Genomic DNA, 23048 nt, shown 5'->3' with positions numbered 1-23048 from the left:
ACAAACCGCTACCATCGCAGACGACTATAGCCAAGGCCAGCATCTGGCCGCTACCGCAGGGACATCACCATGCCAATCTGGAAACAAGCCGTCACCGTCGAATCGCTCAGCGCCGCAGGCCTGGGCACCGCCATCGCCCATCTGGGCATAGAGTTCCTGGAGGTGGGCGACGACTTCCTGCGCGCCCGCGTGCCGGTGGATTCGCGCACCTGCCAGCCCTACGGCCTGCTGCACGGCGGCGTCAGCGTGGTGCTAGCCGAAACCCTCGGCTCCTGCGGCGCCATGTTCGCCGCGCCACCCGGCCACCGCGCCGTGGGCCTGGACATCAACGCCAACCACCTGCGCGGCGTGACCAGCGGCTGGGTCACCGGCACGGCTCGCCCGGTGCACATAGGCCGCACCACCCAGGTGTGGCAAATCGACATGGTGGACGATGCCGGAAAACCTACATGCGTGTCGCGCATCACCATGGCTGTGTTGGAGCCTAAATAAGCCTGCGGCGCAGGATTTACCTGCGCAAGCAGCTGCATAAATAATAGCAATCAGCTCGCCTCACCCGAGCCACGTGCCAGCCGCTCGCTCTTCCAGTACACGTCATCCCCGCCGTCCACGCGGTTCAGCACCCGGGCCAGTACGAACAGCAGATCGCTGAGCCGGTTCAGGTAGTGGCGTGGCGTATCTTTCAGTGCGTCTTGCTGCTCCAGCGCCACCACGGTGCGCTCGGCGCGGCGGGCCACGGTGCGGCACACATGGGCTTGGGACGCGGCACGGGTGCCGGCGGGCAGGATGAATTCGGCCAGGCGCGGCAGCGTGGCGTTGTGCTCGGCCAGGGCCTGGTCCAGCGCCAGCACGACATCCGGTTTGAGCAACTCAAAACCCGGTATGGACAGCTCGCCGCCCAGGTTGAAAAGCTGGTGCTGCACCTCCACCAGCAATGCGCGCACGCCCTCGGGCATGGGTTCGCACAGCAGCAGGCCGATATGGCTGTTCAGCTCGTCCACGTCGCCCATAGCGTGCACGCGCAGGCTGTTCTTGGACACGCGGGTGTTGTCGCCCAGGCCGGTCGTGCCGTTGTCGCCGGTACGGGTGGCGATTTGCGTGAGGCGGTTAGCCATAGCGCTGCTCCTTCAGAATAAGGGGAGAATTGTGCGCGATCTATAGCGAACCGGAGACAGCCCATGAACGCCCCCACCGCCTCCCAGCACCTGCTGCCCACCCTGGCTATCCGCGAAGTGCCGCCCGCCTTGGTCGAGGCCCTGCAAGCCCGCTTTGGCGCGCAGTTCAGCACCGCACTGGCCGTGCGCGAGCACCATGGGCGCGATGAGTCGGCCTTTGCCGTGCCGCCGCCGGCCGCCGTGGTGTTTGCGAAAAGCACGACCGATGTGGCCGACGCGGTGCGGCTGGCCGCGGCCCATGCCACGCCCATCATCCCGTTCGGCGTGGGCTCCTCGCTCGAAGGCCATTTGCTGGCGGTACAAGGCGGCATCAGCCTGGATGTCAGCCGCATGAACGCCATCCTCAGCGTCAACGCCGAAGACCTGACAGTGACGGTGCAGCCCGGCGTAACGCGCAAGCAGCTGAACGAGGCGATCAAGGACACCGGCCTGTTCTTCCCCATCGACCCCGGCGCCGACGCATCGATTGGCGGCATGTGCGCCACCCGCGCCAGCGGCACCAACGCCGTGCGCTACGGCACCATGCGCGAGAACGTGCTGGCCCTCGAAGTGGTCACCGCCAGCGGCGAAACCATCCACACCGGCACGCGCGCCAAGAAGTCCAGCGCGGGCTACGACCTGACGCGGCTGATGGTGGGCAGCGAAGGCACCTTGGGCGTGATCACCGCCGCCACGGTCAAGGTCTATCCGCTGCCCGAGGCCATCTCGGCGGCGATCTGCTCCTTCCCCAGCATCGAGGCCGCGGTGCGCTCCACCATCCAGGTGATACAGCTGGGCGTGCCGATTGCGCGGGTGGAGCTGATCGACGCGAATACCGTGCGCATGGTCAACGCCCATTCCAAACTCGGCCTGCGCGAAGAACCCATGCTGCTGATGGAGTTCCACGGCTCGCCCACTGGCGTGAAGGAGCAGGCCGAACTGGTGCAGGAGATTGCCTCCGACCACGGCGGCCAGGCCTTTGAATGGGCCAGCACGCCCGAGGAGCGCACCCGCCTGTGGACGGCGCGGCACAACGCCTACTTCGCCGCCGTGCAGTCACGCCCGGGCTGCAAAGCCATCTCCACCGATACCTGCGTACCCATCTCGCGCCTGGCGGATTGCCTGCTGGATTCGATTACCGAAGCCGACGCCTCTGGCATCCCCTACTTCCTGGTCGGCCACGTGGGCGACGGCAACTTCCACTTCGGCTACCTGATCGACCCCGACAGCGCCGAGGAGCGTGAGAAGGCCGAGCAGCTCAACCACGCGCTGGTGAACCGTGCGCTGGCGCTGGACGGCACCTGCACCGGAGAACACGGCGTGGGCCTGCACAAGATGGACTTCCTGGTGAGTGAGACCGGCGCCGGTGCCGTCGCCATGATGCGCGCCATCAAGCAAGCGCTGGACCCGCTGAATATCCTGAACCCGGGGAAGATATTTCGCCTATAGGCTGCTTTTCAAAGATTGCTTGCCAGCGCTACTTCGGCCATGTCGGTGTAGCCCTGCAGCACTTTCTCAATGCCATCCTGGGCCAAGGTATGCATGCCCGCCGCCTGCGCCGCTTGGCGGATATCGGACGCCGGGGCCTGGCGGCGGATATGCCGGCGAATGCCTTCATCACTCACCATCAGCTCATGGATGCCCATGCGCCCGTGGTAACCGGTATGTTCGCACTGGCTGCAGCCTCGGCGCCGCCATAATTTCACCTCGCCCGTCCCCGCCCCGTACTGGGCACGCCAGCGCTGCACCAATGCCTCATGCGCACTGGAAGTTACGCCACTACCGTCGTCGCAGCCCAAATACTGCGTGGCCAGGGACTGCAGCGCATCGCCCGTGGCCGCATACGGCTCGCGGCAAGCGGTACATAGTCTACGGACCAGACGCTGCGCCAAGATGGCCAGCAGCGAATCGGAAAAATTGAAGGGATTCAAGCCCATTTCCAATAAGCGGGCAATGCTTTCCGGCGCCGAGTTGGTATGCAGGGTCGAGAGCACCAGGTGGCCGGTTAATGATGCATCCACGGCCACCCTGGCGGTTTCTTCATCGCGCATTTCACCGATCATGATCACGTCGGGGTCGGCACGCAAAAAGGTCCGCATGGCCGCGGCAAACGTCCAGCCAATGCGCGGGTTCACTTGCACCTGCCGCAGCCCGCTCTGGGTGATTTCGATGGGGTCCTCGGCCGTCCATATCTTGCGGCCATCCGTATTGATATCGCGTATGACTGAATGCAGCGTGGTGGTTTTCCCACTGCCCGTGGGACCACAGACCAATATCAGGCCATAGCTTTTTTGCACCACGGCGCGCAAGGCAGCAAGGTTGGCGGAGCTCAGGCCAATGGCCTCCAAAGGCAAGGGCTTGGCACCTTCCAGCAGACGCAGCACAACGTCTTCCAGGCCGTGCGCGGTCGGAACGGTGACCACACGCAACTCCACTGCCGGGCCACCAAAACGGGAGAAGTCGATCTTTCCATCCTGGGGCTTGCGGTGCTCAGAAATATCCAGACCCGCCATGATCTTGATGCGCGCAACAATCGAGAAACGAAAGCGGCCCGGCACTTCCAGATACGGCTTCATGGCACCGTCCACACGCAACCGTATCCGCACATTCGCGGGAGCGGGTTCGGTCTCGATATGAATGTCCGAAGCGCGGTGGGCAATAGCCTCGTCAATGATGGAGTTGATCAGTCGTACCAAGGTGTTATCCGACTCGCTGACCGTATCCGATGGCTCGGCATCCACATCGCGTGCGCTGCGACCCAGGTCGCCCGCCAGTTCCAGGGCAGTAGCACGCGGAACAGCTACGGGTGCTCCCGTTGCTTGCGTGACTGGCATGGCGGCTGCCCGGTGGCTACGATAAGCCTGCTGGATGGCGGGCAGCAATGTACCTGGGGCGCCTTGTACGGTGACCAGACGCCGCTGCGTCAAGAAGCGCAATTCATCCATCAGCGTCCGGCCCAAAGGGCTGGCCACCAACAGCACCAGGGCATCTTCGCGCACCATCAGCGGTAGCACGGACTCCCGTTCGGCTACCGCTTGCGGCACCAGAGCCAAAGCTTGCGGGTCGGCACTCAAACCTCCTGGATCCACCATGTAAGTGCCCAGCCAGCTATCGATCGCATGCTGCAGCTGCTCCCGGGTCAAGTCGCCTTGCTCGACCAAAATCTGGCCAAGCTGGCGATGGTGCCCGCTCCCCCGCTCCTCCTGCTGGATCTTCATGCAAGCCGCCATGGTTTGTGGGCTGACCAAACCCGCCTGCACGATGGCTTCTCCCAGATGGCGTGCCGTACCCACCACGGGATGCGGTGAAGTCACCAAGCCCCACAAAGCATCGGCATTCTGCGGCCGAAAACACTGGGCTGTTGACCGCTCCCCCGCCAATGGCACGGACGCCATGGGCGAACGCAGGTTGGTATCGACGCACAAAGGACTGGTGTCTGGAAAGTTACGCATCACTGGAGCTCTTGGTACTTGTTCGCCGCCGTTTTGGCATAGCGGCGGCATACGATCTAAAAGAGCCCATTGTAATAAATTGATTTAAACGATATTAATGATTTAATCAATTCGTCTAAATTGAGTGGAAATTTGATAATTTTTCACAAAATCCACCTGCTTACGCATTCCGTATCCAAAATGACCACGAGACGGAGAAACGGAATGAGGCAGCTCGCGATGCCGCCGGCCCCAATCCAGCGGGTCCAGAAACACACCTATCACGCCCCAGTCGAAGGAAGGCATGGACCGCTACCGGTACACCCTGTTTTCGTAGCGCTACGGCGGCGCTGTGAACAACCAGAACGTTGAACCGCAAGACGCCAGGGTTTTGCGCACGCGACGAATGATGCCCACTTGCTCAATATCCATGATCGAAGTCACTATATTTTTAATAGCTGCTACCGCAGTAGATATCTGCGCTAGGGCCATATTTTCTATAAATCCGCAAACTGCGGACCGGCATTACTCGCCGATGAAATAGCTCCGCTTGATCGCGTACTCCGAGCCCTTGCGGAACTGGCCCGGTACCCACTTTTTCCAATCTTCGAACAGGTCTTGCGGCTTCCAGGTGTCGGCGGCAGCGGAGCCGTATTGGTCGATGTGGCGCTTTACGGACTCGCGGAAACGGTGGTGGGCAAACAGGCGCATGAACTCGCCGAAATAGATGTCGGCCACGCGGGTGTTGCCACGGATCAGCACCATGTTTTCGTCGTTGGTGTCCACGCTGGCTTCGCTGAAGTTGGCCGAACCCGCCAGAACGGCCGGCTGGCTGCCCAGCGGGTCGATCAGCATGAACTTGGTATGCACCCAGTTCACGTTGACGCCGATGCCGCCGCTCTCCTGGTGCCAGCCGTCGATCCAGTCCACAAAGATGCTGCTGCCCAGGGCCATGCCGATGTTCGGAAAGCGGCGTATGCGCTCGATATCGGCAATGGCGGCGGCGCGCGAGGCGGCGTTGCCACCGTTCACATATTTGTCCAGCAAGGCAAAGCGCAGCACACCGTCGTTTTTGTCGAACACCGGGCGAAAGTCTTTCACGATGCCGAAGGGGAAGGTCATGAACAAAGGCTTGGGGTCGTCGGCCAGCGCAATCCACCAATCGAACACGCCACGGCCACGGTGCGGCGAGAAGATGGGCGTCAGCGCGTCCGCCGTGGTGGCGGGCGGCAGGGCATTGCTGGTCTCTGTCCAGTCCTTGATGGCGTCAGGCGCCGGGTCGCCCTTGAGTTCATTCCAATAGCCCAGGTAACGCTGGGCCAGCGCTGCGTCATGGATAGCGTGGCCCACGTTCAGCTGGCCGTACAAGGCGTTACGGCTGATATTGGTGGAGCCGGTCCACACCGACACCGGCTTGCCGTTCTGGCTGAGCACGATGAACTTGTTGTGCATCAGCTTGGTGTGGCTGCGCGGAAAGCTGATGCCCTTGATCTTGGCGCTGGCAATGGCCTGGGCATTGGTTTTGCCGGTGTCGTCGTCCAGTCCGTGGTAGATCAACTTGACGTCCGCTCCGGCCTGGTGGGCCGACTTGAAGGCCTGCAGCACGTCGGGCCAGGGCTGCTTTTCCGGCAGATGCAGCTCGTAAATGGCCGCATGCAGGCTGTAGCTGCGGTCCTTGGCCCGGGCGATGAAGGCCAGCAGGCCGGGCACCAGGTCGCGCCCCAGCCATTCGTAGGCGGGTGCGCCGGCCTGGTCCAGCGTCTGCCCCGGAAAGCGTTTGGTGAAGGCCTGGGAGGCAATGGCGCCCCGGTTGAAATGCACTTCATGCAAGGCATCGGCCAGCGGCTCGCTGGCGATGGTGACCGTGGTGGCGGCCTTCTCGGTCAGCGCACCCGGCTGGCCGTACATGGGAATAACGCGGTACTGGTAGCTGTAGCCCGGCTTGACCGTGTAGTCCGCCCATTGGAAGGACTGGAAGGGGTGCTCATGGCTGTTGGCGTCTTCAAAGCCGGTGGGCGGGCGGATGCTGGGAAAGGTCTTGTTGCCGCGCAGCCAGATGGTTTCGTCTTCCACCAGATCGGTACGCTGGATGGCAAAACCCATCAGGCCTTTGGCGTCCGCCTCCTGCATGTCGAAGGCCAGAAAGACGACATAGGTTCCGCTGATGGCCCGCACCTTGACGAGCCCTGACACCGTGGTTCGCATACGCATCCTCCATCGACAACGCTCTAACGGGGAACGATAAAAAAAGGGGCTGTACCTGCGCACAACCCCTTTTTTGCTACTGTCCGGGCGGGCCCGGCTTACTTGCCCAATTCCTGCATGGTGGCAGCATCCAGACGGCCGGTTTGGCTGATGTTGCGATCTTTCTGGAAAGTACGCAAGGCATTTACTGTCTTGCGGCCCATGGCACCATCGGCCACGCCGGCGTCATAGCCCAGCTGGTTTAATTTGTCCTGGGCAGCTTTCATGGACATGCTGGCAGACGCCGCACCAGGTGCCGAGGTTTGCGATGGGGCCGCGCCGCCATCCACACCCAGCTTGCCGCCACCGCCCAGGCCTTGGCCCTGCACGGTTTGCGCCTTGTAGTTGCGCAGCGAGCGGACCATGTTGTTGTAAGCGTCCATGAAGGCCGCGGCAATCACCTTGCCCTGGGGCGTGCTGTTGTACATGCCCGCAGCACCGCCACCGGAGCCGCCAAACAGCGCGCCCATGCCACCCCAGTCGGTCTTGGAGGCGCTGCCTTCCGACACCGCCACCTGCACGCTGGAGCGGTTGTCGATCATGGTCAGCATCACGCTGGCTTCACGCGTGGCGGTCTGGCCGGCCACGGCGCCCAGCAGCCTGCCCGTGCCGCCAAACAAACCACCCACCGCAGCGCCTGCGCCACCCGTGTTCTGGTTGAACATGACTTCAGGCGATAGGCCGTAGTCGGACGACACCATCTGGCCCTTGCCGAAGTTGCTACCCTGGCGCATTTCGCCGGAGTTTTGCAGCTGGCGCTCGCGGCTCATGGCGTTCATGCCGGTCTGGCTACGCTCCACCACGATGAAGCAGTTGGACTGCTGGATCATCAGGCGCAACAGGCTGGCCGTGGGCGGCAGGCGGTATTCGTTGCGCAAGATGGTGTACCAGCCGGCTTGCTCGTTTTCAATCAAAGACACCGTACCCAGGGACGACGCGCATTTTTCCAGCTGCGAGTTTTCATTCGCGCTGCTGGCGCCGCCGGCACTGCCCGTGGCCACGGTTTTGGCCTCAGGGTTGCCCATTTTCATGTCGGTAGTCTCACAACCGGCCAAAAGGGCGACCGCACACGCTGCCACGAGGGATATCTTGATGTTTTGCATGCTGATGTTAGTAAAAGAAAAATGCGTCACAGTGTACGAAACTATCATTTCGCCGCAACCCATCCATCGGCAAAAACGTCCTGCTTATGGCGTAAGCGGCACGCGGTAGAGCCACACGGGCCGCCCGTCCGGCGCCTGCAGGCGGCCGGTGGCGCGCACACCCGGCACCTCAAATTCCAGGCTGACCATCCAGCTGCCGGGCTGCTGCTGCGCACGGGCCTTGTCCCAGGCGCGGGCCATGCTCTCGGGGCGTTGGAACAGATACACCATGGCGTACGGAGCCCAGTCGGCACGCCAGATGTCGCCGCGGCGCACGCGCGCCCAGGGGCAGCGCAGGGCACACAGAGCGCGCAGCGGCCAGCTCCATTCCAGACCCTGCAAACGCGCCTGCGGGTAGGCCAGGCGTAGCGCCTGCAGGCCGTGGCCCAGGCCGCAGCCGGCGTCCAGCACCAGCGCACCCTCGGGCAGGGGCAAGACCTCGGCCAGGCCTTGCAAGGCCCGCGCAGGCGTGGGAAACAGGGGCGCGTCGCGCCAGGCGTTCAGCGGGTAGACCAGCAGCAGCAAGGCCAGGGGCAGCAACCAGGCCCAGGCTGGCAGGGCCAGCGTGCCCGACAAGGCCAATGACAAGGGAAAGCCCGCCGCAATCAGGCCACGCCGCCACCAGCTACGGCCTAACAGGCTGCAGGCCGCGCCGCCCGCTGTTGCCAGGGCCAGCGCCCCGAGAACCGGCAAGCCCAGCCACAGCAACACGGTAAAAACCGCCCAGGCACCACCCCAGGCCAACAGCGCAGGCAAGGGCCAGGGCAGGCGTTGCAAGGGCGGAGAACCGGCTTAGCGGGCAGCGCCGCGCGACAGCTTGTCGATCAGGCCGTTGAGCTCATCAAGCGAGCCGAACTGCACCACGATCTCGCCCATTTCCTCGATCTTGCCGTGGCGTTTGACGCGCTTCTTGATCTGGATTTCCACCTCGGCCATGAGCAGGTCGGAGAGTTCTTCTTCGACCCGCTTCAGGTCGCGCGACTTCTCTTTCTTGGCCTTGGGCGAGGCGGTCAGCGAGAACTCGGCGCTGAGCTTCTTGACCAGGCCCTCGGCCTCGCGCACCGACATCTTCTTGGCGGCGATCTGGCTGGCCGCAGTAATTTGTGTGGCCCGGTCCAGCGACAGCAGGGCGCGTGCATGGCCCATGTCCAGGTCGCCGGCCATCAGCATGGTCTGCACCGGGTCGGCCAGGTTCAACAGACGCAGCAGGTTGCTGGCGGCGCTGCGCGAGCGGCCGACGGCCTGGGCCGCCAGCTCGTGCGTCAGGCCAAACTCCTTCACCAGGCGCTGCAGGCCCTGGGCTTCTTCCAGAGGGTTCAGGTCTTCGCGCTGGATGTTTTCGATCAGCGCCATGGCGGCGGCGGACTCGTCGGGCACATCGCGCACCAGCACCGGCACCCGGTCCAGCCCGGCCAGCCGCGCCGCGCGGAAGCGCCGTTCGCCGGCGATGATTTCATACTTGCCGGCGTTGTCGCCGCTGGTCAGGCGCCGCACCAGGATGGGTTGCATGATGCCCTGGACCTTGATGCTCTCGGCCAGCTCATACAGCGCGCCCTCGTCCATACGGGTGCGCGGCTGGTACTGGCCGGCGACCAGCTCGGTCAGCGGCAGCTCGGTCGGCAGGCCGGGCTCTTGCGGCACCGGGTCTTGCACCTTGGGGCCGAGCAGAGCGTCCAGGCCCATGCCCAGGCCTTTGCGTTTGGGGGTTGCCATATCGATGTGCTTTCTATTTTTGATTCAGTAACAGCGCCCTGCCCTGCGGCCAGTCGCCCAGGCCGGATTCGGCATTCACATGGCCGCGCGCGCCTATGTTGTGCAGCGATGCGCCCCAGTGCCCGGCCAACTGTGCGGCCGCCTCAAAGCTGCAATACGGGTCGTCGGTGGACGCCACCAGCGCCGCCGAAAACGGCAAAGACTGCAGTACCGGCTGCGCCCAGCGGTGCAGCTGGGGCGGAAAGTCCGACTGGGTCGTATCAGGCGGAGCCACCAGCAATGCACCCTGCACTTTCGCGGTGCTGCCCGACACCGCCGCCCAGGCCGCCACCAGATGGCAGCCCAGGCTGTGCGCCGCCAGCAGCACCGGGCCGTCCTGCTGCTGCACCACCTCTTCCAGGCGGGTGATCCAGTCGCCGCGCAGAGGCTGCAACCAGTCGTGCTGCTCGACCCGCAGGTCAGCGAACTGGGTTTCCCACAGGGTTTGCCAATGGCCGGGGCCGGAGTTTTGCCAGCCGGGCAAGAGTAAAACGCGTGCTGATGTCATATGCTATGAATTTAGTAGCTACTGGCGCAGGTATTTACTGCGCCAGCTGCCCATTTATTACATGGTCTTGATGCGGGTCACCATTTCTTCGGCGAACTCAACATAAGCCTGGCTACCCTTGGCGGACGGGTCGAACACCACGCCCGGCAGGCCGTAGCTGGGCGCTTCGGCCAGGCGCACATTGCGCGGAATCACGGTGTTGAACACCTTATCGGCAAAGTGCGCCTTCAGCTGGTCGCTGACCTGCTGCTGCAAGGTAATGCGCGGGTCGAACATCACGCGCAGCAGGCCGATGATCTGCAAGTCCTTGTTCAGGTTGGCGTGCACCTGCTTGATGGTGTTGACCAGATCGGTCAGGCCTTCGAGCGCAAAGTATTCGCACTGCATGGGCACGATGACGCCGTTGGCAGCGCACAGGCCGTTCAGTGTCAGCATGGACAGGCTGGGCGGACAGTCGATCAGCACAAAGTCGTAGTCCTGGGCCACCGCCTCGACGGCAGCGCGCAGCCGCTTTTCGCGCCGCTCCATGGCCACCAGCTCGACCTCGGCGCCGCTGAGTTCGCGGCTGGAGCCGAGCACGTCATAGCCGCATTTCTCGGACTTGACCCGCGCCTCGGCAATCGTGGCCGACTCCAGCAGCACGTCATACACCGTCAGCTCCAGCGTGCGCTTGTCCACGCCCGAGCCCATGGTGGCATTGCCCTGCGGGTCCAGGTCGATCATCAACACGCGCTGGCCGACCTTGGCAAGGCCAGCCGCCAGGTTGACGGTCGTGGTGGTCTTGCCCACGCCGCCCTTTTGGTTCGCTACACAGAATACTTTTGCCATGGAAACCTTCAGCGCTTACTTAACTTATTTCGACAGGGCCAGCTTGACGCCGAAGCCAATCAGGAAAACACCCGCCAGCTTGTTCAGCGCGCGGGACACGACCGGGTTCGCACGCATGCGTTCGGCCAGAAAATGGGTCAACAGGGTGGCAATCAGGCCATATACAAAGGTCAGCGCGGCAATCGTCAGCGCCATCACCGCAAAGGTCAGCAGACCCTGGTGGTGCACCGGGTCCACAAACAGCGGGAAGAAAGCCATGTAGAACACGATGGCCTTGGGGTTCAGCAAGGTGATCATCAAGGCCTGGCGCAGGAAGTGTGATGGGCGGATGTTCAGAATCGGTGCGTCGCCGGGTTTGGCCAGCAGCATCTTGGCACCCAGGTAGGCCAGGTAGGCAGCGCCCAGCCACTGCACCGCCGCAAACGCCACCGGATAGCTGGCCAGCAAAGCCGCCACGCCGGCCACGGCCGTCCACATCAGCACCTGGTCACCCAGGATCACACCCAAGGTGGCCGCCAGGCCGCCACGGATGCCGCCCTTGCTGGTGGAGGTGATCAAAGCCAGATTGCCCGGGCCGGGAATCAGCAGAAAAACGATGATGGCAGCGACAAATGCGCCATAGTTTGCAATGCCAAACATGGTGGAAATCCTCGGAGTGAACGCCGAGTTTAAGCGAGGGCTATTTCCGCTTCATCCAAACAATGCAACGCTCGGCGTCCAAGCCGGGTACGGACAGTGGTTCCACGTGAAACACTTCCACCGTATCAGGCAGCACGGCCAACTCGGCGTCCGGGTGCTTGCCCTTCATGGCCAACCAAACACCCTGCTCTGCCAGGCTCGATACCGACCAGGTCGTGAAGTCCAGCAGCGAAGCGAAAGCCCGTGAGCTCACCACCTCGAACTTTTCCTTCAAGTTTTCCACCCGCGCATGCACACCGCGCAGATTGCGCAGCTTCAGCTCCAGCGCCACCTGTTGCACAAAGGCCGCTTTCTTGCCCACCGTGTCGACGCAGCTCACATGCAGGTCCGGGCAGCAGATGGCGAATACCACGCCGGGCAGACCACCACCCGAACCAACATCCAGCAGCCGTGCGCCCGGCGCCAAAGTCGCCAGATGCTTTTGCAGCGGCGGCACGGCCGCCAGGCTGTCAATCAAATGGTGGGTCAGCGCTTCGGCCGGGTCGCGCACCGCCGTCAGGTTGTAAACCTTGTTCCACTTCAGGATCAGGTCCAGGTAGCGCAGCAGGGTTTGAGTTTGCTCGGCCGAGAGGGCCAGGCCCAGCTTCTCGGCACTGGTCGTCAGTATCTGTAAACGGTCGCTCACGAAACGGTTTCCTCGGTGGCTACGGTGGGTCGGTCCTTCCAGCCCATTTTCTTCAGGTGCACCAGCAGCAGCGATATGGCCGCCGGCGTCACGCCGGTCATGCGCGAAGCCAGGCCCAGGGTTTCGGGGCGGTGCTTGTTCAGAGTCTGGCGCACTTCATAGCTGAGTGCGGTGACGGCCAGGTAGTCCAGGTCGGCGGGAATCTTCAGGTGTTCGTAATGCGCGGCGCGGTCGATCTCAGACTTCTGACGCTCGATGTAGCCCGAGTATTTGGCGTTGATATCCACCTGCTCCAGCACCGCGGCCACAAAATCCGCTTCGGCGGTTTCACGTGGAACAGCGGAAGAAAATTCCTCCACCGCAAACTTGCCATCGGCCAAGGTCATCAGCTGGCCGTAGCTCACATCGGGCCGGCGCAGCAATTCAGCCAGGCTGTATTCATGTTCGATGGCCTTGCCCAGCACCCGCTCGGACTCGGTGGCAGCCAGGTTCTTCGGGCTGATCCAAAGCCCGCGCAGGCGCTCTGTTTCACGTGAAACAGCATCGCGCTTGCGGTTGAACGACTCCCAGCGCGCGTCGTCCACCAGGCCCATTTGGCGGCCGGCTTCGGTCAGGCGCATGTCGGCGTTGTCCTCGCGCAGCTGCAGCCGGAACTCGGCGCGGCTGGTGAACATGCGGTAGGGCTCGGTCACACCCTTGGTGATCAGATCGTCTACCAGCACGCCCAGGTAGGCCTGGTCACGGCCCGGCAGCCAGCTGGCTTCACCCCGGCATTGCAGCGCGGCGTTGATGCCGGCGAACAAGCCTTGGGCCGCCGCCTCTTCGTAGCCTGTGGTGCCGTTGATCTGGCCGGCGAAAAACAGGCCGTTGATCTGGCGCGTTTCAAAGCTGCTTTTCAGGCTGCGCGGGTCAAAGTAGTCGTATTCGATGGCATAGCCAGGGCGCAGGATGTGGGCGTTTTCCAGCCCCACCATGGAGCGCACCAGGTCGTATTGCACGTCGAACGGCAGGCTGGTGGAGATACCGTTGGGATAGACCTCATGGGTGGTCAAGCCTTCCGGCTCCAGGAAGATCTGGTGGCTTTCCTTGTCCGCAAAGCGGTTGATCTTGTCTTCCACGCTCGGGCAATAGCGCGGGCCCACGCCCTCGATCTTGCCGGTAAACATGGGGCTGCGGTCAAAGCCCGAGCGGATGATCTCGTGGGTGCGCGCATTGGTATGGGTGATCCAGCACGGCATTTGCGCCGGGTGCATGGAGCGTTTGCCCATGAAGCTGAACACCGGAATCTGCTCCCCTACCCCGCCCGGCATGCCATCGCCAGGCTGTTCGGCGAGTTTGCTGTAGTCGATGCTGCGGCCGTCGATACGTGGCGGCGTGCCGGTTTTCAGCCGGGCTTGCGGCAGCTTGAGTTCCTTCAGGCGGGCACTCAGCGACACCGCCGGCGGGTCGCCCGCGCGGCCAGCAGCGTAGTTGTTCAGGCCCACATGGATCTTGCCGTCTAGGAAGGTGCCGGCCGTCAGCACTACGGTACGGCTGCGGAAGCGGATGCCAACCTGGGTGACGGCGCCCACCACGCGGTCGCCTTCTATCATCAGGTCGTCCACCGCCTGCTGGAACAGCCACAGATTCGGCTGGTTCTCCAGCATGCGGCGGATCGCGGCTTTGTACAAAACCCGGTCGGCCTGGGCGCGGGTGGCGCGCACGGCCGGGCCCTTGCTGGAATTGAGGATGCGGAACTGGATGCCGCCTTCGTCGGTGGCCAAGGCCATCGCGCCGCCGAGTGCATCCACCTCCTTCACCAAATGGCCCTTGCCGATGCCGCCGATGGACGGGTTGCAGCTCATCTGGCCCAGGGTCTCGATGTTGTGCGTCAGCAGCAGCGTCTTGCTGCCCATGCGCGCAGCGGCCAGCGCGGCCTCGGTGCCGGCATGGCCGCCGCCAACCACGATCACATCAAATTCCTGGGGGTACAACATACGCATTCCTCTATCGGTTCAAGCGCCCACTGATCCATGCACGGGCGCATCGGCGCGTCGTGCAAGTTTCAAGCTGGGGGGTTGTATATTTTAGTGGGCTGGGCCGTTTTTGCCCCCCGGTGCCCGATTCCCCACACCCCCACTGCTCCCATGCACATCCTCGCCCTGTCCGGCAGCCTGCGCGCTGCGTCCATCCACAGCGCCCTGCTGCGCGCCACGGCCCGCCTGGCCGGGCCGGATGTGCAGGTCCGCGTCAGCGACGCCATCCGCCAGCTGCCGCTGTTCAACCCCGATCTGGACCCGGCCCAGCAAGTTGCCGTCTGCGCCCTGTACGCCGAGGTGCGAGCGACCGACGCCCTGCTAATCGCCAGCCCGGAATACGCCCATGGCATCAGCGGCGCGATGAAGAATGCGCTGGACTGGCTGGTCAGCTTCGAACCCTTTGTGGCCAAACCGGTGGCCGTATTCAACGCCTCGCCGCGCGCGCACATCGCCGACGCCGCTCTGCGCGAAGTGCTGAAGACCATGTCCGCCACCATCGTCGAAGCGGCCTCCATTAGCATCCCGCTGCTGGGCGCGCACCTGTCCGAAGACGCCATGGTGGCCGACCCGGCGATTTCGCAAACCATTCGGCAAGCCCTGGCGGCGCTGCAGCAGGCCGCCACACCCGGCCCCGCCGGACAAGACCCCACATTCCCACTCAACGTTTTCTAAGCCCACACACCATGCCCATCGACATCCCCAAAGCCGCCCGCACCCAAGCCATTGCCTCCATCGAGCGCTACTTCCAGCAGAACATGGAGGAAAAGATTGGCAACATCGCCGCGGGCGCCCTGTTGGGCTTCTTCCTCGAAGAGATCGGGCCGCTGGTCTACAACCAGGGCGTGAGCGATGTGCAGGAGCGGCTGCAAGCGCGGGTGATGGAAGTAGACATCGAGGTGCATGAAGACGCCTTCACCTACTGGAACAAGTACGACCGCGCCACCAAGGGCCGCGCCAAGTAAGCCCTACGTGACCCAAGGCAATTTGCTATTTATTTAATAGCTGCCTGCGCAGCTAATTCCTGCGCGAGCGGCCTTTTTCCTTTAAATTCTCCGCCACACTTCGGTAGCCAACGCGCAGCCCCGGCGACAATCTAGCGCAACTCCTTACCTGAAAAGACCCTGCCCCATGGCCTCTAGCCTGTTTGTGTTGATTGACGATATTGCCTCCATCCTGGACGACGTGGCCCTGTTGACCAAGGTCGCGGCCAAGAAGACCACCGGCGTGCTGGGCGATGACCTGGCGCTGAACGCGCAGCAGGTGGCGGGCGTCAAGGCCGAACGCGAGCTGCCGGTAGTGTGGGCGGTGTTCAAGGGCTCGCTACGCAACAAGCTGATCCTGGTGCCGGCGGCGCTGGCTATCAGCGCCTTCGCGCCCTGGGCCGTGACCCCGCTGCTGATGGTCGGCGGCGCCTACCTGTGCTTTGAGGGCTTTGAGAAGCTGGCGCACAAATACCTGCACAGCCCGGACGAAGACGCCGCCCAGCACCAGGCTCTGGCGGCCGCCGTGGCCAACCCGGCGGTGGACCTGGTGGCGCTGGAGAAGGACAAGATCCAGGGCGCGGTGCGCACCGACTTCATCCTTTCCGCCGAGATCATCGCCATCACCCTGGGCACGGTACAGACCAGCGGCTTCAGCACCCAGCTGACGGTGCTGAGCACCATCGCCATCGTGATGACCATAGGCGTGTATGGCCTGGTGGCCGGCATCGTCAAACTGGACGACGGCGGCCTCTACCTCACCCAGCAAGCCAACGCCTGGAAGCAGCGCCTGGGCCGGGGCATTCTGGTGTTCGCACCGTGGATGATGAAGGCTTTGTCCGTAGTAGGCACGGCTGCCATGTTCCTGGTGGGCGGCGGCATTCTGACCCACGGCCTGCCGGTGCTGCACCACGGGGTCGAGGCCGCTACCCAACAACTCGCCGCCGTACCCGGCGCCGCCACCCTGCTGCCCTTGCTGGCCGACGGCATCACCGGCATCGTGGCGGGTGCCCTGGTGCTGGCCGGTGTGACGCTGGTACAGCGCCTGCGACCAGCCAAGGCCGCGCATTGATATGCTACTAAATTTATAGCCACCAGCGCAGGCAGTATCTGCGCTGGAGTCTATTTTCTCTATAAATTCCCCGGAGCGGGCTTGTCACGGTACTGTCACAGCCCAGAAAGACACTTGCGGGACTTCTCCCCTCAAGAGGCTCTTTCCATGAACACCGCAAGCTCGGCAGCCGCGCCCTTCAAGCCGGCACACCCCCAACCCACCTCGCGGCCGCAACTGGACCGTAAAAGCGGGCCCATGACGGCGATCATCTTCATCGGCCTGCTGGCCGTGGGCCTGCTGTTCAGCGGCTACAGCCTGGTCAGCGATGTGCAGGATGCTGGCGCCGTGGCCACCACCTGGCTGCCCTACCTGCTGCTGGGCGTGGCCCTGCTGATCGCGCTGGGCTTCGAGTTCGTCAACGGCTTTCACGACACGGCCAACGCCGTGGCCACGGTGATCTACACCCATTCCCTGCCGCCCAATGTGGCGGTGATGTGGTCAGGCTTCTTCAACTTCCTGGGCGTGTTGCTGTCCAGCGGCGCGGTGGCCTTTGGCATCATCTCGCTGCTGCCAGTGGAGCTGATACTGCATGTGGGCTCCAGCGCTGGCTTTGCCATGGTGTTCGCCCTGCTGATCGCCGCCATTCTGTGGAACCTGGGCACCTGGTGGCTGGGGCTGCCGGCATCCAGCTCGCACACGCTGATCGGCTCCATCCTGGGCGTGGGCATTGCCAACGCGCTGATGCATGGCCGTGACGGCACCAGCGGCGTGGACTGGGCCCAGGCCACCAAGATCGGCTATTCGCTGCTGCTGTCGCCCCTGGTGGGCTTTGGCTGCGCCGCCCTGCTGCTGCTGGCCCTGCGCGCCCTGGTAAAGAACAAAGAGCTGTACGCCGAACCCAAAGGCAACAAGCCACCACCGTGGTGGATCCGCAGCCTGCTGGTGCTGACCTGCACCGGCGTGTCCTTTGCCCACGGCTCCAACGACGGCCAAAAAGGCATGGGCCTGATCATGCTGATCCTGGTGGGCACCGTGCCCATGGCCTACGCGCTGAACCGCGCCATGCCCGCCGACCAGGTGGTGCAGTTCGCCGCCATGGCCCAGGTTACACAGCAGTCACTGCGCACCACCAGCAGCGTGGTGGCACCGGCTGATCCACGTGAAACATTGACCACCTACCTGCGCACCAAGGAGCTCACGCCCGAGGTGGTGCCCGCGCTGAGCGTGGTGGTGGGCGACATCGGCACGCAGGTGAAGGAACACGGCACGCTGGCCAAGGTGCCCGCCGCCGCCGTGGGCAATATGCGCAACGATATGTACCTGGCGTCCGAAGCCATCCGCTTCCTAGACAAGGCCGAAGATGCGCACCTGGGTGCTGAAGCCAAGACCAATCTGAAAGCCTTCAAAGGCCGCATCGACGACGCCACCAAGTTCATCCCGCTGTGGGTCAAGGTGGCCGTGGCCATCGCGCTCGGCCTGGGCACCATGGTGGGCTGGAAGCGCATCGTGGTCACCGTAGGTGAAAAGATCGGCAAGACCCACCTCACCTACGCCCAGGGCGCGTCGGCCGAGCTGGTCGCCATGCTGACGATTGGCGCAGCCGATATGTACGGCCTGCCCGTGTCCACCACCCATGTGCTGTCGTCCGGCGTGGCCGGCACCATGGCGGCGAATAAATCGGGCCTGCAGATGTCCACCATCCGCAACCTGCTGATGGCCTGGGTGCTGACCCTGCCCGCCTCCATCCTGCTGTCCGGCTCGCTGTACTGGCTGTTCGCGCATATTTTTTAAGCCCGGGACTGCATGCAAACTGGCACCTACGGTTCCGATAAAAACGGCCTGGTCTGCGGATACCTTTTTGAAAACGGCGGCCCCGGCGCCGCCATCCAGCTGCCCGACGCGGTGGCCTGGCTGCAAAACGAGCAGCCCAAGGCCCCGGGCGATTTCCTCTGGCTGCATTTCAACCTGGCCGACGCAGCCGCCGAGGCCTGGATCAAAAACCACCTGGACGTGGTGCCCGAGTTCTTCGAGGCGCTGCACGAGGGCTCGCGCTCCACCCGGCTGGAAGACGCGCACGACACGCTGATCGCCGTCATCAACGACGTGGCCTACGAGTTCGCCTTCGACCCCGCCGAGATCGCCAGCCTATGGCTGAACGTAGGCCCGCACCTGGCCATCAGCGCCCGCTCGCACCCGCTGCGCTCCATCGACCGCATGCGCGCCAATGTGAAGAACGGCGGGCAGATCGCCTCCTCCGTGGCCTTTTTAAACACCCTGCTGCACGAACAAGGCGATGTGCTGGTGCGCATCGTGCGCGACGCCACCGTGCAGGTGGATGTGATCGAAGACAAGTTCCTGGTCGGCCGGCTGCAAGACCGGCGTGCCGACCTGGGTCGCCTGCGCCGCGTGCTGGTACGGCTGCAGCGGCTGCTGGCGCCCGAGCCGGGCGCATTGTTCCGCCTGCTGCGCCTGCCGCCGCCGTGGATCAGCGAGCACGACCTGGAAGAGCTGCGCCAGGCCACGGAAGAGTTTTCGCTGACCATCCGCGACATGTCGGAGCTGAAGGAACGCATCAAGCTGCTGCAGGAAGAAATCGCCGCCCAGGTGAGCGAGCAGACGAACCAAAGCGTCTTCACCCTGACCATGGTCACCGTGCTGGCCCTGCCCATCAACATCGTCGCCGGCCTGCTGGGCATGAACGTGGGCGGCATCCCGCTGGCCCAGCACCCGGACGGCTTCTGGGTGGTGGTGGCCATCATCGTGGCGTTTACGGTGTTTGCCGCCTGGTACGTGTACAAGCAGAAGAAGTAAGGCTATTTGCTATGGTTTTAATAGCTTCTAGCGCAAGTACTGCGTGCGCTGGCGGCACATAGGACGCCAGCCCTTGAAGAATGCATGGCATACGGGCTATGCTGTCAGGCCGGGCCGTTGCTGCCCAGGAGCAGGCCGTGGTCGCCACAAGGTGCCCCCACGCTGTAGACATTTCAACCACCACTGGAGTTTTTCATGTCCCTTCGCATCAACGACACCGCCCCCAACTTCACCGCGCAGACCACGCAAGGCGTTATCGACTTCCATAGCTGGATCGGTGACGGCTGGGCCTGCCTGTTCTCGCACCCCAAGGACTTCACCCCGGTGTGCACCACCGAGCTGGGCTACATGGCTAAGATCGAGCCCGAGTTCACCAAACGCAACTGCAAGATCATCGGCCTGTCGGTAGACCCGGTGGAAAACCACAGCAAATGGGTGGCCGACATCGAGGAAACCCAGGGCGCCAAGGTCACCTACCCCATGATCGGCGACACCGACCTGACCGTGGCCAAGCTCTACAACATGCTGCCCGCCGAGGAGCCCGGCACGGCTGATGGCCGCACCGCCGCCACCAACGCCACGGTGCGCTCGGTGTTCATCATCGGCCCGGACAAGAAGATCAAGCTGATGCTGACCTACCCCATGACCACCGGCCGCAATTTCGACGAAATCCTGCGCGTGCTCGAATCCATGCAGCTCACCGCCAAGTACAAGGTGGCCACGCCGGTGAACTGGAAGAACGGCGACGACGTGATCATCACCACCGCCGTGTCCAACGAAGACGCCGAAAAGGCCTTCCCCGGCTACAAGACCATCAAGCCCTACCTGCGGGTGACCAAGCAACCGGGCTGAACGCCCTCCGTCAGCGCACCAGCCGGAAGAACGTCAAGTCCATACCCTGCTGGGTGCGCCGCACCACGCCTTGCGGGTCGAAGTAAACCCAGAACCACATGTCCTGCACCTCGCGCCAGCGGTAGGCCCAGATGTCGCCGGTCCAGGACATCACATGGTCTATCTGGGCGGGCGGGCCGAAGGCCCAGAGGATGTCGTCGCGGGTGGTGCTGCCAGACAGGTCGATTTGCGAAAACGCATTGAGGTTCATCACCTCACGCGCCTGCTGCACCTTGCCACTGGCGTCCATGTCCACCATCAGCACCGACTGGCCCATGGGCTGGGTGGAGTACTGCAGGCGGTGCACGCCGGCACGGTCCAGCTCGGCCGTGGGCTTGCCGCGTGCCGACAGCACTTCATCCCGCGTCATGCCGGGCGTCACGGCACAGCCCGCAAGGGCCACGAGTAGAGAGGAAAAAACAGCCAAAGCAAGAGCGCGCATCGCAGTCATCCTTTCAAAACCGTCACACCATGGTTTGCAGCACGGCCACGGCCAGCGCGTGGTCTTCGGCCTGGGGCAGGCCGGACACCGTGAGTACACCGAACATGCCGGCACCGCGTATGCGCAACGGGAACGCGCCGCCATGGGCCGCGTATTCGCGCGGGTCCAGGCCGGAGTCGGCTTCAAAATCCTTGCCCTTGCTGCGGTACAGCGCCCCCATGTAGAACGAGCTATGGGCAAAGCGGCGCACCACGTTCACCTTGCGCCGCACCCAGTCGGCGTTGTCGGGCGTCGTGCCCTCCATGGCGTGCTGGAACAGCTGCAAGTCGCCCCAGCGTATGTCCACCATCACCAGTTGGCCCACGCGCTGCGCAGCGCTAACAACGGCCAGGCCCAGGTCCAGCGCCGTGGCATGCGAAAAGCTGCTGAACTGCAGCGCATCTTCCTGGCGCAGCAGCTCGGGCAGCAGGTCTTTATCGGCTTGCGACATCCAAGTCTTCCTTCATATTGCTATATTTACTATAGCTGTCAGCGCAGTTATTCTCTGCGCTGGCGGCATGTTTCTTATAAACCTAGAGGGTGGCCATGTCGATCACGAAACGGTACTTCACATCGCTCTTGAGCATGCGGGCGTAGGCGGCTTCGATCTGGTCCATGGCGATGGTTTCGATGTCGGCGGTGATGCCGTGCTCGGCGCAAAAGTCCAGCATCTCCTGCGTCTCGCGGATGCCGCCGATCAGCGAACCGGCAATACGGCGTCGCCGCATGATCAGGCCAAACACATTGGGCGAGGGGTGGGCGTGCTCGGGCGCACCCACCAGCGTCATGGTGCCGTCGCGCTTGAGCAGGCCAATGAAATCATCCAGATTGTGCGAAGCCGCCACGGTGTTCAGAATGAAGTCAAAGCTATTGGCGTGCGCGGCCATTTCGTCGGCGTTCTTGGACACCACCACCTCCTTGGCGCCCAGGCGCAGCGCGTCTTCGCGCTTGCTGGCCGAGGTGGTGAACAGCACTACATGCGCACCCATGGCAGCGGCGATCTTCACACCCATATGGCCTAGCCCGCCCAGGCCGACGATGCCCACCTTCTGGCCCGGCCCCACCTTCCACTGGCGCAGCGGCGAATAGGTGGTGATACCGGCGCACAGCAGTGGCGCCACGGCGGCCAGATCGGACTCAGCGTGGCTGATCTTCAGCACGAAGGATTCGCGCACCACCATATGGCTGGAGTAGCCGCCGTAGGTGTTGGTACCGTTGGGGAACAACGGGCCGTTGTAGGTACCGGTAAAGCCGTTGTCGCAGTACTGCTCCAGGTCTTCGGCACAGGCGCTGCAATGCTGGCAGCTGTCCACCATGCAACCCACGCCGACGATGTCGCCTACCTTGTATTTGGACACCAAGTTGCCTACGGCGGTAACGCGGCCCACGATCTCGTGGCCGGGCACGGAAGGGTAGATGGCGTTCTGCCATTCATTGCGCACGGTGTGCAGATCGGAATGGCAGACGCCGCAGTACAGCACGTCCAACGCCACGTCCTGCTCACCAGGGTCGCGGCGTTCGATATCAAGAGGCGCCAGTGCGGCAGTGGGGGATGTGGCGGCGTAGGCTTTGGCGATGCTCATGGGGCTCTCCGTGAAAGGGAAAGCGGGCATGGTAGGCCTAAGCTGCACCGCGCGCAGCACAGGGTTATTCAGGCACCCGACTGCAGGCTCTTACGGTAGGCCGCCAGGCCGAAATCATAGGCACCGCCCGTGCTGCTGCCCTGGTTGGTGCTGCTGTACAGCCCCAAGGACGCCAGCATGCCTTGCTGGCTTTTCAGAATGCTGGCGCGCTGGGCCAGGGAGGACAAATACAGGCCCAGATGGCCGTCCATCGCCAGCTCCTGCGTGCTGGCAGCCGACACCTGCTGGCCCAGCGCCCCCAGGCCTTGGGCCACGGCGGTCGGGTCGGCTTTTTGCGCGGCTTCAAAGGCGTTTGCATCCAACACCAGCTTGCCATTCGCACCCAGGTCCAAACCGAGTTGGCCCAACACGCTCTGGCTGCCGTTCTTGGCATTCACCGCATGCAGCAGGTCCTTGATGGTGCGCAGCGCGCTTTGCGTGGCCGCACCATCACCGGTGACGGAGGCTGCGGCCTTGGCGCTGTCGATGGCGGCGTTGTAGGCCGTCACGAACTGGCCGAGTGCGGCTTTCTGCGCGGCCGGCTTGCTACTGCTGCTGCCCGACACCGCAGCCAGGGCTTGGCCCACGGTCTGCACATCCGACAGCGCAGACTTGAGCTTGCCAAACGAGGACAGCTGGGCCGTGGCCACGTCCACCTGCGCCTGTATGCGCTTTTCAGCCTTTTGGAAGCCGGGCTGTGCAGCCAGTCCGGTCTTGCCAGCGTTTCCCGTCTGCTGGCTCGCGTTCGTCCCCAGGTAGAGGGCTACCGCGTTGGCCTTGACGAAGTCGTTGATATTCATGGTGCAGC

Annotated in this window: 24 protein-coding genes; 8 read left to right on the top strand and 16 right to left on the bottom strand. The window is 63.4% G+C overall.

The window, feature by feature from the left end:
* Positions 1-69: 69 nt before the first annotated feature.
* Positions 70-492, top strand: coding sequence for a hotdog fold thioesterase (locus AC07O2_RS17455; RefSeq protein ID WP_495077017.1), 423 nt, complete (start codon positions 70-72; stop codon positions 490-492).
* 50 nt (positions 493-542) lie between these two features.
* On the opposite strand, the gene AC07O2_RS17450 is transcribed toward AC07O2_RS17455, so the two are convergent.
* A complete protein-coding gene (locus tag AC07O2_RS17450; RefSeq protein ID WP_495077016.1) occupies positions 543-1115 on the bottom strand; it encodes a cob(I)yrinic acid a,c-diamide adenosyltransferase in 573 nt (190 codons plus the stop codon).
* Between the two features lie 63 nt (positions 1116-1178).
* On the opposite strand from AC07O2_RS17450, the gene AC07O2_RS17445 reads away from it, so the two are divergent.
* Positions 1179-2603, top strand: a complete 1425-nt coding sequence (locus tag AC07O2_RS17445; RefSeq protein WP_495077015.1) for an FAD-binding oxidoreductase — start codon at positions 1179-1181, stop codon at positions 2601-2603.
* A gap of 8 nt (positions 2604-2611) precedes the next feature.
* Here AC07O2_RS17445 and AC07O2_RS17440 read toward each other — a convergent pair whose 3' ends face one another.
* The 11 genes from AC07O2_RS17440 to mnmG form a co-directional block, all read right to left on the bottom strand.
* Entirely contained in the window at positions 2612-4606 is a 1995-nt protein-coding gene (locus AC07O2_RS17440) for a GspE/PulE family protein (RefSeq protein WP_495077014.1), read from the bottom strand.
* 102 nt (positions 4607-4708) lie between these two features.
* Positions 4709-4891, bottom strand: a complete 183-nt coding sequence (locus AC07O2_RS17435; RefSeq protein ID WP_495077013.1) for a hypothetical protein — start codon at positions 4889-4891, stop codon at positions 4709-4711.
* Positions 4892-5110: 219 nt separating this feature from the next.
* Entirely contained in the window at positions 5111-6790 is a 1680-nt protein-coding gene (locus AC07O2_RS17430) for a phospholipase D-like domain-containing protein (protein ID WP_495077012.1), read from the bottom strand.
* A 98-nt stretch (positions 6791-6888) separates the two neighbouring features.
* Positions 6889-7932, bottom strand: coding sequence for a peptidoglycan-binding protein (locus AC07O2_RS17425; protein ID WP_495077011.1), 1044 nt, complete (start codon positions 7930-7932; stop codon positions 6889-6891).
* A gap of 84 nt (positions 7933-8016) precedes the next feature.
* Entirely contained in the window at positions 8017-8748 is a 732-nt protein-coding gene (locus AC07O2_RS17420) for a class I SAM-dependent methyltransferase (protein ID WP_495077010.1), read from the bottom strand.
* A 15-nt stretch (positions 8749-8763) separates the two neighbouring features.
* A complete protein-coding gene (locus tag AC07O2_RS17415) occupies positions 8764-9684 on the bottom strand; it encodes a ParB/RepB/Spo0J family partition protein (RefSeq protein ID WP_495077009.1) in 921 nt (306 codons plus the stop codon).
* Between the two features lie 13 nt (positions 9685-9697).
* The gene (locus tag AC07O2_RS17410) at positions 9698-10231 is read right to left on the bottom strand and encodes an RBBP9/YdeN family alpha/beta hydrolase (protein ID WP_495077008.1); all 534 of its coding nucleotides are present in this window, start codon (positions 10229-10231) and stop codon (positions 9698-9700) included.
* A gap of 57 nt (positions 10232-10288) precedes the next feature.
* Complete coding sequence (locus AC07O2_RS17405) at positions 10289-11059, bottom strand: ParA family protein (protein ID WP_495077007.1); 771 nt, start codon at positions 11057-11059, stop codon at positions 10289-10291.
* 24 nt (positions 11060-11083) lie between these two features.
* A complete protein-coding gene (locus AC07O2_RS17400; RefSeq protein WP_490591722.1) occupies positions 11084-11698 on the bottom strand; it encodes a LysE family transporter in 615 nt (204 codons plus the stop codon).
* Between the two features lie 40 nt (positions 11699-11738).
* A complete protein-coding gene (gene rsmG, locus AC07O2_RS17395; RefSeq protein ID WP_495077006.1) occupies positions 11739-12383 on the bottom strand; it encodes a 16S rRNA (guanine(527)-N(7))-methyltransferase RsmG in 645 nt (214 codons plus the stop codon).
* Positions 12380-14359, bottom strand: coding sequence for a tRNA uridine-5-carboxymethylaminomethyl(34) synthesis enzyme MnmG (mnmG, locus tag AC07O2_RS17390; RefSeq protein ID WP_495077005.1), 1980 nt, complete (start codon positions 14357-14359; stop codon positions 12380-12382). Before mnmG ends, rsmG begins: the two co-directional genes overlap by 4 nt.
* Positions 14360-14509: 150 nt before the next feature.
* On the opposite strand from mnmG, the gene AC07O2_RS17385 reads away from it, so the two are divergent.
* From AC07O2_RS17385 to AC07O2_RS17360, 6 genes are all read left to right on the top strand, one after another.
* Positions 14510-15073, top strand: a complete 564-nt coding sequence (locus AC07O2_RS17385; protein WP_495077004.1) for an NADPH-dependent FMN reductase — start codon at positions 14510-14512, stop codon at positions 15071-15073.
* 11 nt (positions 15074-15084) lie between these two features.
* The gene (locus AC07O2_RS17380; RefSeq protein WP_495077003.1) at positions 15085-15363 is read left to right on the top strand and encodes a DUF2164 domain-containing protein; all 279 of its coding nucleotides are present in this window, start codon (positions 15085-15087) and stop codon (positions 15361-15363) included.
* 166 nt (positions 15364-15529) lie between these two features.
* Positions 15530-16453, top strand: coding sequence for a DUF808 domain-containing protein (locus AC07O2_RS17375; RefSeq protein WP_495077002.1), 924 nt, complete (start codon positions 15530-15532; stop codon positions 16451-16453).
* Between the two features lie 147 nt (positions 16454-16600).
* Entirely contained in the window at positions 16601-18226 is a 1626-nt protein-coding gene (locus tag AC07O2_RS17370; RefSeq protein ID WP_495077001.1) for an inorganic phosphate transporter, read from the top strand.
* A gap of 12 nt (positions 18227-18238) precedes the next feature.
* On the top strand, positions 18239-19246 hold the full coding sequence (locus AC07O2_RS17365; protein WP_495077000.1) for a transporter: 1008 nt from the start codon (positions 18239-18241) through the stop codon (positions 19244-19246).
* A gap of 195 nt (positions 19247-19441) precedes the next feature.
* Positions 19442-20098: a peroxiredoxin gene (locus tag AC07O2_RS17360; RefSeq protein WP_495076999.1), complete on the top strand. Its 657-nt coding sequence runs from the start codon at positions 19442-19444 to the stop codon at positions 20096-20098.
* Positions 20099-20108: 10 nt separating this feature from the next.
* On the opposite strand, the gene AC07O2_RS17355 is transcribed toward AC07O2_RS17360, so the two are convergent.
* The 4 genes from AC07O2_RS17355 to fliD all read right to left on the bottom strand — a co-directional run bounded on the left by AC07O2_RS17355 (position 20109) and on the right by fliD (position 23040).
* Positions 20109-20579, bottom strand: coding sequence for a hypothetical protein (locus tag AC07O2_RS17355; RefSeq protein WP_495076998.1), 471 nt, complete (start codon positions 20577-20579; stop codon positions 20109-20111).
* A gap of 22 nt (positions 20580-20601) precedes the next feature.
* Positions 20602-21069 carry a heme-degrading domain-containing protein gene (locus tag AC07O2_RS17350; RefSeq protein ID WP_495076997.1) on the bottom strand — a complete coding sequence of 156 codons (468 nt, stop codon included), beginning with the start codon at positions 21067-21069 and terminating at the stop codon, positions 20602-20604.
* Between the two features lie 82 nt (positions 21070-21151).
* Positions 21152-22201, bottom strand: coding sequence for an NAD(P)-dependent alcohol dehydrogenase (locus AC07O2_RS17345; protein WP_495076996.1), 1050 nt, complete (start codon positions 22199-22201; stop codon positions 21152-21154).
* 68 nt (positions 22202-22269) lie between these two features.
* Positions 22270-23040, bottom strand: coding sequence for a flagellar filament capping protein FliD (gene fliD, locus AC07O2_RS17340; protein WP_495076995.1), 771 nt, complete (start codon positions 23038-23040; stop codon positions 22270-22272).
* Positions 23041-23048 lie beyond the last annotated feature (8 nt).

The organism is Rhodoferax sp. GW821-FHT10B06, assembly GCF_059415605.1.
The sequence above is the reverse complement of the archived record's forward strand: the minus strand, read 5'-3'. Positions and strand labels throughout refer to the sequence as shown.